Below are 15,261 nucleotides of genomic sequence, written 5' to 3' on the forward strand. Positions count from 1 at the left end.
CCACCACCTGATCCCATGCCGAACTCAGTAGTGAAACGTAATAGCGCCGATGGTAGTGTGGGGTTTCCCCATGTGAGAGTAGGACATCGCCAGGCTCCCAATTTAGATATTCATATTGAACGATGGATATCGGATAGATACGCGAGTATTTATCACCGTGTGGAGCGGTAGTTCAGTTGGTTAGAATACCGGCCTGTCACGCCGGGGGTCGCGGGTTCGAGTCCCGTCCGCTCCGCCACTTATACTAAACCCGAGTCTAACGACTCGGGTTTTTTTACGTCTATATATTTGTGGTTTATCCTTCGGATAAATGAATCCCGCAGGAATGCCAGCCCAGCGGTTCAACCACTTCTTCGAAAGCCTTTTCAGAAATGACGAATCTTTTTGCGTTGTGCTTTTCTTCATTCTTCGGTTGGATAACTCAACCTTATTCACTATGTTTCACAATTACTGTTTGCCTGTTAATGTTTTTAGGCTGGCTGTTCATCTGGAAAGGTATGTTTCTTTTGTTTTTTTTGTTACGCTTTTGTGTGAAAAATAAAAAAGACTGGTTAAGACCAAAGCCGGAAAATCATATTAAAGTCAGTGAGAATAAAATATGTCAGAAATTGAAATGTTAGTCATGACAGCGCTTGCATGCTTAGGAATGGTAATGCTTGTTGGCGGACCCGCAATGGTTCTCTATGCGGTATATAAGAAAAAAAAGAAGCAGGCACTAGCTTAAATATTGAGGTGGAATACAGCTAAGTGGATGAATTGGTTCTTATTTAACCAGTCGATGTGTGTTTTTGAAAAAATATCTAATTAAGGCTGGTAATTCTCTGCTAGCTGTATAGAATACTCATCACTTCTTAGATAATGTTGATTTTAAGAAGTGCTGTAACAGCATTACAGGGGTGTAGCTCCAATTGGCAGAGCAGCGGATTCCAAATCCGCGTGTTGGGAGTTCGAATCTCTCCACCCCTGCCACATTTAAAAGCCTCGACTACGGTCGGGGCTTTGCTGTATCTAGGCTTTAGTAAATTGTTTAAGGTCAAGTCATATAGACAAATGTGAAATTAGACTTGTTGCTCTTTCTTATTAGTTATAGCATCAGGCCATTGTTATCAATTTCATTTGATAACGGGTGATGGAGTTCCACCTTTAACCGCTCATCTGAGATGATGACTCCTATCGTAGTAGGGTAGATCCGTCTATGGTAGGGTAAACATAATTTGCCATAGCTTCTATCCTTGAAATTAACTCAGTAAAAGATAGAAAACGGTATGGCTCATCCTTTAAGTACAAACCCTAAAATATTCGTCCAAATTTTGCGTTGGACACTGCTTATCATTCCTGTTGCTGTTCTTGTCGGTTCATTCAATGCTTTTTTCCTATGGATCCTTAGCTTAGCGACAAGCACTCGTATTGATAACCCTTGGTTAATCTATTTCTTACCGCTGGCTGGTATCATCATTGTTTATTGCTACCGCAACCTTGGGAAAAATTCAGAAGGTGGTAATAACCTGATTATGGATGAAATTCATAAACCAGGTGCAGGCATTCCTGCTCGTATGGGGCCGTTGGTACTGCTCACCACTGTGATAACCCATTTATTCGGAGGCTCTGCAGGGCGTGAAGGAACTGCCGTTCAGATCGGCGGGGCATCGACTCATTGGTTAGCGCGAAAATTTAAGCTGAATGAAGCTGATACTCGATTGATGCTTATTGCTGGGGTTGCCGCTGGATTTGGTGCTGTATTCGGAACACCGCTCACAGGGGCTATTTTTGCTCTCGAAGTACTCGCTATTGGCCGTTTGCGTTATGACGCAATTATTCCTGCACTCTTTGCTGCTATTTTGGCTGATGTTGTTTGTACCGCTTGGGGGGTACACCATACTCACTACCGAATTGATTTTCTCGAAACCATTACTATTTTTGAACATGCTGTGAAAGTAGATTTATTTTTGGTGGGAAAGATTGTATTGGCAGCAGTCGCTTTTGGCCTTGCTGGTTATTTGTTTGGTGAGTTAACCCATGCCTTTAAAGACATATTCAAAGCAACATTGAAGAATCCATACCTAATTGTTGTTGTTGGGGGATGCATCGTGATTGCATCAGTACAGCTTATTGGCAATTATGATTATATTGGCCTTGGTGTGTATTCAAGCCGTGAGGGTGGTGTCAGCATACTCAGCGCCTTTCAGGACGGTGGGGCTGAGTGGTATAGCTGGTTGCTGAAGTTAATACTCACTGCAGTGACGCTGGCTGCTGGCTTTAAAGGCGGAGAAGTCACACCATTGTTCTTTGTGGGGGCTACGCTAGGTAATACATTAGCGTGGGTATTGGGGGCACCAGTTGATCTGTTCGCCGCTTTAGGCTTTCTCGCGGTATTTGCCGCCGCAACCAATACACCGCTTGCATGTACTATCATGGGGGTTGAGCTGTTTGGAGCTGATCATATGCTGTATTTTGCGATTGCTTGTTATACGGCTTATTACTTCAGCGGCCATACGGGTATCTATTCATCACAGCGCGTTGCGGTACCGAAGCTATTTGATTTAGACGGGGCGCCTAAGATCACTCATAAACTTGGTGAACTCCGTGAGACGCACTCATCTTTGCTGAAAAGCTTAGTAAAAAAATATAAATAGTGCTTAGCCTTATCATCAAGGCTGTCAAAATAAATGCGATTTTTGTTAACAAAGTATCAGTTTTATGTTTCGTTCACTTGCCGGGTATTAATCGATTACATATACTGACCTTTCAACTTGTCGGAGTGCCAATTGGCTGAGACCGCATTGCGGGATCCGTAGAACCTGATCAGGCTAATACCTGCGAAGGGAACAAGAGAAAATCTTCTGATAATGCTGTATTCGCAGCTGCAGTTCCAGATGATGCTACATTCCTACATGTAGCCTCTTGTTTAAGCACCAATCCGCCAAGCAACTTCCCTACTATGGAATGATAGGAAATTGCTATGACGAATCGCAAACAAGCGAGACTGGAAGCTAAACAATTTATAGAGTCACTAACTGCCCAACCGTACCCTAACTCTCAAAAGGTTTATGTTACAGGTAGCCGGGATGATATCCGGGTACCTATGCGTGAAATTACGCTAGCCGATAGCCTGATCGGTGGAACAAAAGATGAACCTGCCTTTGAGCCGAATGAGCCTGTCCGAGTTTATGACACCTCTGGTTATTATACCGATCCTGAACATCAAATAGATATCTACAGTGGTTTACCTAAATTACGTGAAAGCTGGATTGCTGAACGCGGTGATACCGAGTTATTGGATGATCTTAGTTCTGCTTACTCAAAAGAGCGGCTAGCTGACGATACACTGGATGAATTACGTTTTGGTGAGCGTTCTCGTGTACGTCGTGCTGTTACTGGCGCTAATGTTACTCAGCTTCATTATGCTCGAAAAGGGGTCATTACTCCTGAAATGGAATTTATCGCGATCCGTGAAAATATGGGACGAGCGAAATACCGTGACGAAGTACTGAACCAGCAACATCATGGTATGCCCCTTGGTGCTAATTTACCCCGCGATATTACCCCAGAGTTTGTACGTCAAGAAGTCGCAGAAGGGCGTGCCATTATTCCATCGAACATCAATCACCCTGAGTCTGAGCCCATGATTATCGGGCGTAACTTCCTGGTGAAAGTAAATGCCAATATTGGTAACTCATCAGTGAGCTCTTCGATTGAAGAAGAGGTTGAAAAATTAGTGTGGTCGACCCGTTGGGGCGGCGACACGGTGATGGATCTATCGACGGGACGTAATATTCACGAGACCCGAGAGTGGATCATCCGCAACAGCCCGGTGCCGATTGGTACAGTACCTATGTATCAAGCGCTAGAGAAAGTAAATGGAGTTGCTGAAAACCTCAATTGGACCGTTTTCAGAGACACCTTGCTTGAGCAAGCTGAACAGGGCGTTGATTACTTCACTATTCATGCTGGCGTACTACTTCGTTATGTACCGATGACGGCCAAACGGGTAACTGGCATTGTCTCCCGTGGCGGTTCGATTATGGCAAAGTGGTGTCTGGCGCATCACCAAGAAAGCTTTTTGTACCAGCATTTTCGTGAGATATGCGAAATATGTGCCCAATACGATATTGCCCTGTCTTTAGGGGATGGTTTGCGTCCTGGCTCAGTTGCTGATGCCAATGATGAAGCGCAGTTCAGTGAGCTTCGTACATTGGGTGAGTTAACGAAGGTTGCATGGGAGTACGATGTACAGGTGATGATTGAAGGCCCAGGTCATGTGCCAATGCATATGATCAAAGAAAATATGGAAGAGCAACTAAAGCACTGCCATGAAGCCCCTTTTTATACGCTTGGCCCACTCACCACTGATATCGCACCAGGTTATGACCATATTACCTCAGGTATCGGCGCTGCGATGATTGGTTGGTATGGCTGTGCCATGCTCTGCTATGTTACGCCGAAAGAGCACCTAGGCTTGCCCAATAAAGAGGATGTAAAAGTAGGGCTGATCACCTACAAATTGTGTGCACATGCGGCAGATTTGGCGAAGGGCCACCCCGGCGCACAAGTCCGAGATAATGCGCTTTCAAAAGCGCGCTTTGAATTCCGCTGGGAAGACCAATTTAACCTAGCTTTAGACCCTGTTACAGCAAGGGCCTATCATGACGAGACACTACCTCAAGAATCTGGAAAAGTTGCACATTTTTGTTCTATGTGTGGCCCTAAATTCTGCTCAATGAAAATCTCACAGGAAGTTCGCGAATACGCTCATGGCCTTGAACAAGAGGGTGATTTGGCTATTCAGCTATTGGACGATCCGCTAGAGGGGATGCAGCAGAAATCGGATGAATTCCGTTCAAGAGGCAGTGAACTCTACCACCCTATGCAAGAGGAAAACTAATGAGCACTTTGTGTTTACCCGATCACCTGACCCCGCTATTAATGCATATTGAGCCTTTATTGGCGGCGGCTGAACAGTATCAGTTAGGCGAACCCGTTCGTGTGGGAAGTAGTGAGTCGGCAGTGGTAGACATGCATGTTGATCAGCGACCATTAGCCATTGCTTTTAATGAGGAATGCCTAACGGGTGATGGGTATACAGTGCGTGACCAATGGGTTACGCCTTACCCGAGTGTATCTGAGCTGCAGCAAGCGGTTGCTGCTCAGCCGAAGCTGATTATCTGTGGCTTGCCCACAGAGCGTGGCTGTGTGGATATTTGGCATCATAATGGTGAAGCGCGGGCAGTGTATTGCCACGATGCTGGCTCGAGTGAGCCGCAACGTGCAATGTTGTTAACTGCTTTAGCCTTAGATTACCCGTTAGAAGATGCGGTTACATTAGCGCGCGCATATGCCCGAAGCCATGCGAGTGCAGTTTGGCCTATGGGGCGTGAATTGTTTCCTCGTCCTTTAACGGCCAATCACCCCGAGGTGGATGCGCTAGGCTGGGTAAGCACAGAGGTGCCTGTTACTTCATTCGCAAAAACAGATCCACAGAAAATGGCCTTGTATCCGGTTGTCGATACCGCTGAGTGGGTAGAGAAAGTACTAGAGCTGGGGGTGAAAACCACTCAGCTACGGATAAAAGATCCTTCAGAACCGTCATTGCCGGCACAAGTAGCAAACATTATTGCAGCAGGCAATGCACATCAGGCACAGGTATTTGTTAATGACTACTGGCAACTAGCCATTGAGCATCAGGCTTATGGGGTGCACTTGGGGCAGGAGGACTTGGAAACTGCTGATCTGGCTGCAATCCAGCAAGCTGGTTTGCGCCTTGGTTTATCCACCCATGGCTATTACGAAATCCTTCGAGCTATAGAGTTTGCTCCAAGTTATATCGCATTAGGTCATATTTACCCAACGACGACCAAAGACATGCCATCTAAACCGCAAGGACTGAGTCGTTTAGCGCTATACCAGAAGTTAATTGATGACGCTTTTCCAACGGTTGCTATCGGTGGTATCGACTTATCTCGGGCAGAAAGTGTCTGGCAAACTGGTGTTAGTAGTGTAGCGGTAGTACGCGCAGTGACTCAGGCTGAAGATCCGCAGGCTGCGGTGGATGCTTTTAATCACATACTGCTTCGTCCAGTGTCACATTAAGGTTGCTTGATATGCTAACAGATCAGGAATTTCTGCGTTATAACCGCCAAATCATGTTGCCTGAAGTCGGCGTGCAAGGGCAAGAGCAATTGACTAAGGCACACGTACTGTTAGTCGGGGCGGGCGGTTTAGGCTCTGCTGCGGTTCTGTATTTGGCTGGCGCAGGCGTTGGTAATCTTGTCATTGCTGATGATGATGAGGTGGATAGTTCTAATCTTCAGCGACAAGTGATTTATCGCGATGAACACCAAGGAAAAAGTAAGGCTGAGATGGCGGCAGAACAAGCCCGATCATTGAATCCTTATATCCGAGTTCGTCCTGTAAAAGCGCGGTTGGCTGATCAACGTTTGGCAATGGAAATTTCGTTAGCTGATGTGGTGCTTGATTGCTCGGATAACTTGCCGACTCGCCATGCTGTGAACAAGGCGTGTTTTGAAGCCAACACACCATTGATTTCTGGGGCTGCGATTCGTTGGCAAGGGCAATTAATGGCGTTTGATTTCCGTGACGGGCGAGGGCCGTGTTACCACTGCTTATTCCCATGGCAAGAAGATGCCCCACAAGAGTCGCAAAACTGCAGTAACTCGGGTATTGCTGGTCCTGTTGTTGGCATGATGGGAACCATGCAGGCTCTAGAAGCCATTAAACTGGTTACTGGCGCAGGGGGAGTCGCTTTTTCTGCTTTACAGCAATTTGATGGTTTAACCATGGCTTGGCAAAAATTTAATCTCGCAACAGACAGTAAGTGTCCGGTATGTGGCACAGGGGAGTAAAGCAACGATGACAACAACCATAATGAACCAGTTACTGGTCAATGATAAGCCTGTCGATGTCGCAGAAGGTACGACACTAGTTGCCCTGCTTAATCAGTTGGATATGCCGCTACAAGCAACAGCTGTGGCACTTAATGATGACATTGTCGCCCGCACCGAGTGGGAAACAACACAATTAAACGCGGGTGATCGTATTGCCCTTTTTCAAGCCATTGCTGGAGGCTAAATGTTAACTATCGCAGGGAAAACCTTCTCTTCACGTCTATTTACTGGCACAGGGAAGTACGCAAATAGCGCGACAATGGCAGAGTCTATTATTGCCTCTCAATCAGAGCTAGTAACGATGGCATTGAAGCGGGTTGATATCGAAAACCGTGACGATGACATTTTGACCCCATTGATTAAAGCTGGGGTCAATCTGCTACCGAACACTTCCGGCGCTAAAAATGCCAAAGAAGCTGTATTTGCGGCTAAATTGGCACGAGAAGCCCTAGGTACCAACTGGCTAAAATTGGAAATTCATCCAGATCCTAAGTACTTAATGCCTGATCCGATTGAAACATTAGCGGCTGCAGAAGTGTTAGTACGAGAAGGATTTATCGTACTGCCATATTGCCATGCTGATCCGGTACTGTGTAAGCGTTTGGAAGAAGTTGGCTGTGCTGCGGTAATGCCACTGGGTGCGCCAATTGGTTCAAATAAGGGCTTGGCCTCTCGTGACTTTTTAGAAATTATCATCGACCAAGCACGCGTGCCTGTGATTGTTGATGCTGGTATCGGTGCACCATCTCATGCTGCAGAAGCGATGGAGATGGGGGCTGATGCGGTGTTGGTGAATACTGCTATTGCTGCTGCAGCTGATCCGATAGCTATGGGACGCGCATTCCAAATGGCTGTAGAGAGTGGACGAATGGCCTACGAAGCAGGACTGGCAGGTACCGTTAACCACGCGATTGCCTCGAGCCCATTAACCGCTTTCTTAGATCAAACAGCATAAGGATCTCGCGATGAGTTTCGTCGATGTATGGAAACAGCTTGATTGGGATGATGTCAGGCTTTCTATTTACAGTAAAACAGCGGGTGATGTTGAACGCGCCCTGCGTAAACCGAAGCGTGACCTAGAAGATTTCAAAGCTTTGATTTCACCAGCCGCTGAGCCGTACCTTGAGCAAATGGCTCAGCAATCTGCGGCATTAACGCGAAAACGCTTTGGCCATACTATCTCGTTTTATGTCCCGCTTTATCTGTCAAACTTGTGTGCCAATGCGTGCACTTATTGTGGTTTTTCAATGGAAAACCGGATCAAGCGGCGGACGTTGACGGTCGATGAAATTGGTCGTGAATGTGCTGCTATCAAAGCAATGAACTTCGACAATATCTTATTGGTTACCGGTGAGCATGAGCGCAAGGTTGGTATGGAATACTTCCGTGAAGCCTTGCCTGCTATCAAATCGCAGTTTAGCTACCTCTCAATGGAGGTACAGCCACTCGAGCAGGATGAGTACGCTGAGCTGAAAACACTCGGTTTAGATGCGGTGATGGTGTATCAAGAAACCTACAGCGCCCCGACCTACGCCGAGCATCACCTGCGTGGCAATAAGATGGATTTTGAGTATCGTCTAGACACGCCAGATCGCCTTGCTCGAGCGGGTATTGATAAAATTGGTATTGGTGCATTGATTGGTTTGGAAGAGTGGCGAACCGACTGCTTCTTTGCCGCTAGCCATCTTGATTATTTAGAGCGTACATACTGGCAGACGCGTTATTCAATATCGTTCCCGCGTTTGCGCCCGTGTGAAGGAGGCTTGCAGCCAAAATCAGTCATGTCTGACCGCCAATTAGTACAGTTAATTTGTGCTTACCGATTGTTGAACCCTGAAGTTGAGCTCTCGTTGTCTACCCGTGAATCATCGCAATTTAGGGATAACGTGTTACCGCTGGGTATCACCAGTATGTCGGCGGCATCGAAAACCCAACCGGGTGGCTATGCCGATGATGAGCCTGAGCTAGAACAGTTTTCGATTAGTGATGATCGTTCTGCTGCTGCTGTTGCCTCGGCAGTGAAGCAAAATGGCTTTGAAGTGGTATGGAAAGATTGGCACCACGCATACTCGGGCTAACCGCAATTATTCCAAGTTTTGGATGTAAAAACGCCCGCAGCTTTGCGGGCGTTTTTTTAGCAGTACTCGTTTGTCGGCGAGCTATCGTACTAGCGGTGCAGTTGCTTGTTCTAGCCAAGCCAGTACTTCACCGTCAAGTGATGGGCTGACGACTTCAAACACCGTCTGATGATAGTTGTTTAGCCAAGTTAGCTCTGTATCTGTCATCAGTGACAAATCGACTAAACGACGATCGATAGGTGCACGTGTTAATGATTCAAAGCCCATTACCGTCATGTCACCAGCCGTTTCAACCTCGACCACAAGCTCAAGGTTTTCAATGCGAATACCAAAAGCATCTGCACGGTAGTAACCCGGCTCATTAGATAGCACCATACCTGGTAGTAAGGCTGTTGGGTTGTAGACCTTCGCAATGCGCTGCGGCCCTTCATGTACACTCAAGAAATGACCGACGCCATGGCCTGTGCCGTGATCATAGTCAAAGCCGTATGCCCATAGGTGTTGGCGAGCTAATGCATCAAGCTGTGAGCCTGTTGTACCTTTAGGGAAACGGGCTGAGGTTAAGGCAATATGGCCTTTCAGTACGAGGGTGAAAGTTTGCTTAACTTCATCACTCGGCTGGCCGATGGCTATCGTACGGGTAATATCCGTCGTGCCATCTGGGTACTGACCGCCTGAATCAACCAAATAAACATTGTCCATCTCCAGCACACTTGGTTCAGGCTGGTTTAGGTGATTGTAGTGGCACATGGCTGCATTACCCGCAGCGGCTGAAATGGTATCGAAACTGACATCGCTGCAGCTGCTATCTTCAGCGCGGAATTGCCATAGCTGATCAGACAGCGTGCCTTCATCGAGCAGGTTTCCTTGGGCAACTTGAGCATCAACCCACGACAAGAATTTAGTTACCGCAACACCATCACGGATATGACAGGCTTTCATACCGGCGATTTCTGTCGGATTTTTGGCTGCTTTTGGTAACAGGCATGGGTCCGCAGCCTCAATGATTGTTGCATCTGCCGCGCGCAATACTTGGCTTGACCATGCATTGCTCGTGGCTGGATCAACTAACACGGTTTTACCGCCAAGTTGCTTCAAGCTGGCTTCCAGTGCTTCTGGTGCCTGTACGCGAACACCGTTACCCACATGTGCTGTAAAATCTTGTGGCAGGCGAGTCGGGTCAATGAAAAAATCAACACTTTTATCGGCATGCAGTACTGCCGTTGAAAGTAAGACGGGTAGGCTAGGTACATCACTACCACGTACATTGAGTAACCAAGCAATGCTGTCGAGCTGGGTTAATAGGACTGCATCTGCCCCTTGTTTCTGTAGCTCTGCCGCAATTTGTTGGCGCTTGTCGGTACTGCTCTGGCCGACATATTCAAGTCCCATCAGTTTCGCGTTTGAGAGTGTGGCATCTGGGCGGTCATGCCAATAGGTCTCTATTGGGTTTTGCTCTATGCACACTAATTCCAATGCGCTATTAAGCTGTTCAGTCGTGCGGGTTAGCCATGCTCCACTGTGCAAGCGAGCATCAATGGCCACTTTACTTCCTGTTGCAAGGTTCTCTTGTGCCCATGTAACAGGAGGCTCTTCAATCAGGTGGCGGTACTCAAAAACATCACCCGGTACTTGTTTGCGCACTTGTACAACATAGCGGCCATCGACGAAGACTGCGGCTTTATCTTGGGTGATCACTGCCATGCCCGCAGAGCCGGTAAAACCGGTAGCCCAGTGCAGGCGCTCATTATGGGCCGGGATGTATTCACCGAGATATTCATCTTCATGAGGAATAAGCAGTGCATCGAGCTGGTTTGCTACCAGCCATTGGCGGATCTGCTCAACACGTTGTGAGATAACAGCTTGCATGTTTTGTTCCTTTTAAATGTCACCGTCCTTGCTGACGGAAATGAAGAGAGCGGCCTATAGGATTATTATATCCGTAGAGACTAAGGAAAAAGAGGCCGTTCGATGAGGTTAAGTTAGCGGTTTTGTCGTCGTGCTGCAATTAGGTGCTTTGCAAATAGTGATGCGCATGGAGAGCTTTACGGATCGGGAAAACGAGTGATATTCCTAAATGGAAAGTACGGATTGAATATATACCATTTCTATTCATATCTTGAAACTCGTAGACTGGTGATCTAGATTAAATAGGAACACCTTATGACCACCACGCCCCCCCCTCAAGCTGGATCGCGCCTCATTGCCTTAATGGTAACGCTGGTTCTGTTTAGTCCTTTAGCGATTGATATTTATTTACCGGCATTGCCTGCAATGGCTGATACGTTCGCGGTTGATAGTACCCGAGTACAAGACACTATTACTTGGTTTATGTTTAGTCTTGGCCTTGGCCAGTTATTAGCTGGACCACTAGCCGATCGCTTTGGCCGTCGTCCTATCGCACTGGCCGGGATCACCATTTATGCATTGAGTGCGGCATTGGCGTATACCGCTGAGACGCTAGACTTATTGTTAGTTGCCCGCTTTTTACAAGGGTTCGGTGCATGTGCAACGTCTGTTGCAGCGTTTGCTGCGGTACGTGATAGTTTTGGCCCAGAGAAAAGTGGGCGAATGATCAGTTACTTAAACGGCGCCATTTGTTTTATCCCAGCATTAGCACCGCTACTTGGTACATGGCTGACGCATCAATTTGGCTGGCGTTCTAACTTTAGTTTTATGGCAGGCTTTGCGGTTGTCGCGGGTATATTCATTCTGCTCTTTTTCAAAGAGACGCGCCCTCAAAGTACCAACGTACAAGGTTCAACTATTAGCTTATCGCGTTACTGGTCGGTATTAAAAGAGCCAACGTTCTTGTTTCACGCCACATTATGTATGTTAGCTATGGCGGTGATTTTAGCTTATGTCACGTCGGCACCAGTATGGTTAATGATGGAGCTGGGGCAAGATATGAACCAGTTTACGTTTTGGTTTGGTGTTAACGCTGCTTTTAATATTTTTGCCTGTATGGTTGCACCCAAATACATGGACCGATTTGGCACGCGCCACACCCTGAATACTGGATTGCTGACCTTGCTTATTGCTGGTATCGCAATGCTATTGCTTAGTCATATCGCACAGGCGTGGGCATTTATGGTGCCAATTTTCATGTCGTCTTTTGGTTTTGCTTTTGTCTTGGGCTCTGCGGCAGGCAAGGCGCTGGCACCATTCGGTGATCGTGCGGGTACGGCCGCGGCGTTATTAGGGTTATTCCAAATGAGTGGCGCGGGGCTGATGGTTGGCTTGACTCAGCGTCTAGATCTAACGCCTCCTAACTTAATGGTGCTGCAAATGTGGCTGCTATTACCGGGATTATTAATTTTATGGTCTAGATATGGCCAACGCTGGCATGCTCCTGTTTCAGCAGAAGCGGCTTAAATAACAGGTTCAATATACTAATAAGACGCCACCCTTTTAAGGCGCAGGGTCTCGACAACCCTTAGGCTCTTTTTGCCTGCCACCTTTGTGGCAGGCTTTTTTGTTTCTGGCAAGAGCCCAGACAACGATTAGACGGTGCTAGTGGATTCTACTTGTTTACCTTTCCATTGTTGAACCACTAAACCACAGACAATCAACACCAAACCAACCAACGTTGAAGGATGGATTTCTTCACCGATGATTGTTGCTAGCAACATCAGAGAGATAAATGGTGAAATAAAGATAAGGTTGCTGATCCTTGCGGTATTGCGAGTAAGCTTGAGTGCATTGATCCACAAAACAAAAGTGATCCCCATTTCAAATAAACCGACATAGCTAACCGCAGCCCAGCCTTGCCAAGGTACTAGTGACCACCCGCCTAGGTATACACTCAGTCCAATCGAGAAAGGAAGAGACACTAAAAAGCCAAGCAGTACCCCAAGTACCGGTTCGGCTTGGTTCTTAGCGTTTAAAATCCAGTACATTGCCCAGAGTAACGTAGAGAGTAAGGCCAATGCGACACCTGTCGGGCTATCAAATTGTAACGCCAGAACATCACCTTTAGTCGCAATGATGATCACACCCACATACCCTAAAGCACAGGCCGCCCAGTCTTGTTTACGGATTTTCTGCCCAAGAAAAACAGCTGCCATTAATGTCAGGGTGATCGCCCAGCTGTAATTCAATGGCTGGGCTTGCGAAGCAGGTAATAGCTCGTACGACTTAAATAAAATTAGATAATAAGCGAATGGATTGATCAGGCCGAGCAGTACGTAGTACCACGGGCGAGCCAAGAAGGTGCGGCCAAGTAAGTGCAACTTGCCTTGGAAAATAGCGATACCGGCAAGAGCAATAGCCGAGACAATGCTGGCAGCAACCAGCATTTGGACTGGGGTAAAGAAATCCAAGGTGATTTTAAAGGCCGTTGCAACCGTCGACCAAAGTAATACCGCAGCAAGCCCGTAGCCGAGCGCATAACGTTCGTTCATTGTTCATCCATAATCAAATATAAAGTGCCGAGCTGGCGAAAGGCCCAACGGCGAGAGCGTCAGTCTAGTCGATTGTTGTAATGTCGACTAGATCATTCCTATTAGGGATGTGATGTTCTCCTGAATGCAGGCGGCGAGAGCGATAACATCTGGACATTTATCCAGTATCCTTTTAGCCTTTAATCTCTGTTTTTGGCGGTTAGCCCCGCTTATATATTCAAAGATTCAAGGTATTAAGCATGATTAATGAATGGCTGTCAGGATATGGTTTGGCAGCAATAATGGCATTCTTTGGGGCGGCCATAGCCAGTGTCACCACCGCTTGGCTTGTTAAGCAACGCTGGCAACAACAACAGCAGTTGCTGTTACAGCAGGTTGAATCAGATAAGCGATTGGTTGAAAGCCGTGAACAGCAGTTTATGAGCCAGCTTGATGAGCGGAATAAAGATCTGGATGAAATGGATATCGAGCGCGATCGCCTTACCAATGAGGTGCGTCAGATGCATGCTCGCCTTGCGGCTGCTTTGGAGAAAATGCGCCATTTCGAAGCGCTGAAAAATGAAAAGCAATACTTTAGCGAACAGCTTGAAAACGCGCGTATGGCCAATGCCGGTCTTGAAGCGGATCTACGTGAACAAGAAGCCCGTCATTTTGAAGAGCAAAAAGCAGCGGATGAGAAAATTGCTTTACTTGAAAATGCCGAAGAACGGCTACGTGTACAGTTTGAAAGCTTGGCCAACCGCTTATTTGAGCAAAAGACCCGCACAGTGGATGAGCAAAATCGTCTTAGTATGGAAACCTTATTAAGTCCTTTGAAAGCACAGTTGGAAGGGTTTAAGAAGCAGGTTAATGACAATTTCAGCCAAGAAGCGCGTGAGCGTCATACCTTGGTGCATGAAATCAATAACCTCAAACAGCTAAATGAGCAAATGGCGCGTGAAGCGGTCAACCTAACGCAAGCACTAAAGGGTGATAACAAAGCTCAGGGTAACTGGGGGGAAGTCGTACTGTCGCGTGTACTTAGCGAATCAGGCCTTCGTGATGGCCATGAGTATCAAACTCAGGTCAGTTTAGAAAATGATGATGGCAAACGCTATCAGCCCGATGTTGTGGTGCATCTACCGCAAAGTAAGGATGTGGTGATCGATGCCAAAATGTCATTGCTTGCTTACGAACGTTTCTTTAATGCTGAAACCAGTGCAGAACAAGAGTTAGCGTTGAGTGAGCATGTTGCTTCTGTCCGTGGTCACATTCGGGGTTTAAGCCGCAAGGACTACCATCAACTTCATGGCGTGCAAAGCTTGGACTATGTGTTGATGTTCATCCCGGTTGAACCTGCTTTTCAGGCGGCCATCGAAACTGATCCAAGCTTAATCCGTGATGCTATGGATCAAAATATCATGTTGGTTAGTCCTACGACGTTGCTGGTGGCATTGCGTACCATTAATAATCTATGGCGCAATGAGCGGCAAAATCAAAATGCGAAGCACATAGCTGAACGAGCAAGCAAGCTCTATGACAAACTCCGCTTGTTTGTCACAGATATGGAGTCGGTGGGGGCATCCCTCGATAAGGCGAGCCAAAGCTATCAGGGTGCAATGAATAAGTTGCTTACAGGTAGAGGCAATGTGATCCGCCAAGCGGAAGGTTTTAAGCAGCTGGGTGTTGAGGTCAAACGCGATATAAACCCACTACTTGCGGAAAGAGCGCTGCTTGGCGCTGCCGATGACGATACGGCTGAACCTTCGCCTGCGATGAGTCATCGACTTTCGTTACAGGCGAGTGAAGAAAATGATTTGTCGTAGTGCTTTGAGCAAAGCTCAACCATCAAGTACACTAGACCAGTTTATGACAGTTTGATAACCATGACGGATGTAG

Annotated in this window: 12 protein-coding genes, 2 tRNA genes, 1 rRNA gene and 2 riboswitches; of the genes, 13 read left to right on the forward strand and 2 right to left on the reverse strand. The window is 47.0% G+C overall.

The window, feature by feature from the left end:
* From rrf to thiH, 11 genes are all read left to right on the forward strand, one after another.
* Positions 1–95, forward strand: a 5S ribosomal RNA gene (rrf, locus tag L4D78_RS06075); the annotation flags it as partial.
* Between the two features lie 66 nt (positions 96–161).
* Positions 162–238 (forward strand) — tRNA-Asp (locus L4D78_RS06080).
* A 360-nt stretch (positions 239–598) separates the two neighbouring features.
* On the forward strand, positions 599–724 hold the full coding sequence (locus L4D78_RS06085; RefSeq protein ID WP_428466090.1) for a hypothetical protein: 126 nt from the start codon (positions 599–601) through the stop codon (positions 722–724).
* A gap of 168 nt (positions 725–892) precedes the next feature.
* Positions 893–969, forward strand: a tRNA-Trp gene (locus L4D78_RS06090).
* A 147-nt stretch (positions 970–1,116) separates the two neighbouring features.
* A riboswitch (Fluoride riboswitch) is annotated at positions 1,117–1,180 on the forward strand.
* A gap of 85 nt (positions 1,181–1,265) precedes the next feature.
* Complete coding sequence (locus L4D78_RS06095; protein WP_428456496.1) at positions 1,266–2,633, forward strand: voltage-gated chloride channel family protein; 1,368 nt, start codon at positions 1,266–1,268, stop codon at positions 2,631–2,633.
* A gap of 111 nt (positions 2,634–2,744) precedes the next feature.
* Positions 2,745–2,842, forward strand: a riboswitch (TPP riboswitch).
* Positions 2,843–2,959: 117 nt separating this feature from the next.
* The gene (gene thiC, locus L4D78_RS06100) at positions 2,960–4,882 is read left to right on the forward strand and encodes a phosphomethylpyrimidine synthase ThiC (protein ID WP_428466091.1); all 1,923 of its coding nucleotides are present in this window, start codon (positions 2,960–2,962) and stop codon (positions 4,880–4,882) included.
* Positions 4,882–6,087: a thiamine phosphate synthase gene (locus L4D78_RS06105; protein WP_428466092.1), complete on the forward strand. Its 1,206-nt coding sequence runs from the start codon at positions 4,882–4,884 to the stop codon at positions 6,085–6,087. Before thiC ends, L4D78_RS06105 begins: the two co-directional genes overlap by 1 nt.
* 11 nt (positions 6,088–6,098) lie before the next feature.
* Positions 6,099–6,860: a HesA/MoeB/ThiF family protein gene (locus tag L4D78_RS06110; RefSeq protein ID WP_428466093.1), complete on the forward strand. Its 762-nt coding sequence runs from the start codon at positions 6,099–6,101 to the stop codon at positions 6,858–6,860.
* A gap of 7 nt (positions 6,861–6,867) precedes the next feature.
* Complete coding sequence (gene thiS, locus L4D78_RS06115; RefSeq protein WP_428466094.1) at positions 6,868–7,086, forward strand: sulfur carrier protein ThiS; 219 nt, start codon at positions 6,868–6,870, stop codon at positions 7,084–7,086.
* On the forward strand, positions 7,087–7,857 hold the full coding sequence (locus L4D78_RS06120; RefSeq protein WP_428466095.1) for a thiazole synthase: 771 nt from the start codon (positions 7,087–7,089) through the stop codon (positions 7,855–7,857).
* Positions 7,858–7,867: 10 nt separating this feature from the next.
* Positions 7,868–8,980, forward strand: coding sequence for a 2-iminoacetate synthase ThiH (thiH, locus tag L4D78_RS06125; protein ID WP_428466096.1), 1,113 nt, complete (start codon positions 7,868–7,870; stop codon positions 8,978–8,980).
* A gap of 81 nt (positions 8,981–9,061) precedes the next feature.
* On the opposite strand, the gene L4D78_RS06130 is transcribed toward thiH, so the two are convergent.
* Complete coding sequence (locus tag L4D78_RS06130; RefSeq protein WP_428466097.1) at positions 9,062–10,849, reverse strand: aminopeptidase P family protein; 1,788 nt, start codon at positions 10,847–10,849, stop codon at positions 9,062–9,064.
* A gap of 294 nt (positions 10,850–11,143) precedes the next feature.
* On the opposite strand from L4D78_RS06130, the gene L4D78_RS06135 reads away from it, so the two are divergent.
* Positions 11,144–12,355 (forward strand): multidrug effflux MFS transporter, encoded by a 1,212-nt coding sequence (locus L4D78_RS06135; protein WP_428466098.1) that lies wholly within the window; start codon positions 11,144–11,146, stop codon positions 12,353–12,355.
* A gap of 128 nt (positions 12,356–12,483) precedes the next feature.
* On the opposite strand, the gene L4D78_RS06140 is transcribed toward L4D78_RS06135, so the two are convergent.
* Complete coding sequence (locus L4D78_RS06140) at positions 12,484–13,383, reverse strand: DMT family transporter (protein WP_428466099.1); 900 nt, start codon at positions 13,381–13,383, stop codon at positions 12,484–12,486.
* A 239-nt stretch (positions 13,384–13,622) separates the two neighbouring features.
* Here L4D78_RS06140 and rmuC point away from each other — a divergent pair, with 239 nt between their 5' ends.
* Positions 13,623–15,188, forward strand: coding sequence for a DNA recombination protein RmuC (gene rmuC / locus L4D78_RS06145; protein ID WP_428466100.1), 1,566 nt, complete (start codon positions 13,623–13,625; stop codon positions 15,186–15,188).
* The last annotated feature ends 73 nt before the right edge of the window (positions 15,189–15,261 follow it).

The organism is Photobacterium minamisatsumaniensis, from assembly GCF_050336695.1.
Classification (GTDB): domain Bacteria; phylum Pseudomonadota; class Gammaproteobacteria; order Enterobacterales; family Vibrionaceae; genus Photobacterium; species Photobacterium minamisatsumaniensis.

Excerpts from the sequence above, each read along its gene's own strand:
- thiC (WP_428466091.1), top strand. The coding sequence starts at position 2,960 with ATGACGAATCGCAAACAAGCGAGACTGGAAGCTAAACAATTTATAGAG.
- L4D78_RS06140 (WP_428466099.1), bottom strand. The coding sequence starts at position 13,383 with ATGAACGAACGTTATGCGCTCGGCTACGGGCTTGCTGCGGTATTACTT.
- L4D78_RS06095 (WP_428456496.1), top strand. The coding sequence starts at position 1,266 with ATGGCTCATCCTTTAAGTACAAACCCTAAAATATTCGTCCAAATTTTG.
- L4D78_RS06135 (WP_428466098.1), top strand. The coding sequence starts at position 11,144 with ATGACCACCACGCCCCCCCCTCAAGCTGGATCGCGCCTCATTGCCTTA.
- L4D78_RS06105 (WP_428466092.1), top strand. The coding sequence starts at position 4,882 with ATGAGCACTTTGTGTTTACCCGATCACCTGACCCCGCTATTAATGCAT.
- L4D78_RS06130 (WP_428466097.1), bottom strand. The coding sequence starts at position 10,849 with ATGCAAGCTGTTATCTCACAACGTGTTGAGCAGATCCGCCAATGGCTG.
- L4D78_RS06110 (WP_428466093.1), top strand. The coding sequence starts at position 6,099 with ATGCTAACAGATCAGGAATTTCTGCGTTATAACCGCCAAATCATGTTG.
- thiS (WP_428466094.1), top strand. The coding sequence starts at position 6,868 with ATGACAACAACCATAATGAACCAGTTACTGGTCAATGATAAGCCTGTC.
- rmuC (WP_428466100.1), top strand. The coding sequence starts at position 13,623 with ATGATTAATGAATGGCTGTCAGGATATGGTTTGGCAGCAATAATGGCA.
- L4D78_RS06085 (WP_428466090.1), top strand. The coding sequence starts at position 599 with ATGTCAGAAATTGAAATGTTAGTCATGACAGCGCTTGCATGCTTAGGA.
- L4D78_RS06120 (WP_428466095.1), top strand. The coding sequence starts at position 7,087 with ATGTTAACTATCGCAGGGAAAACCTTCTCTTCACGTCTATTTACTGGC.
- thiH (WP_428466096.1), top strand. The coding sequence starts at position 7,868 with ATGAGTTTCGTCGATGTATGGAAACAGCTTGATTGGGATGATGTCAGG.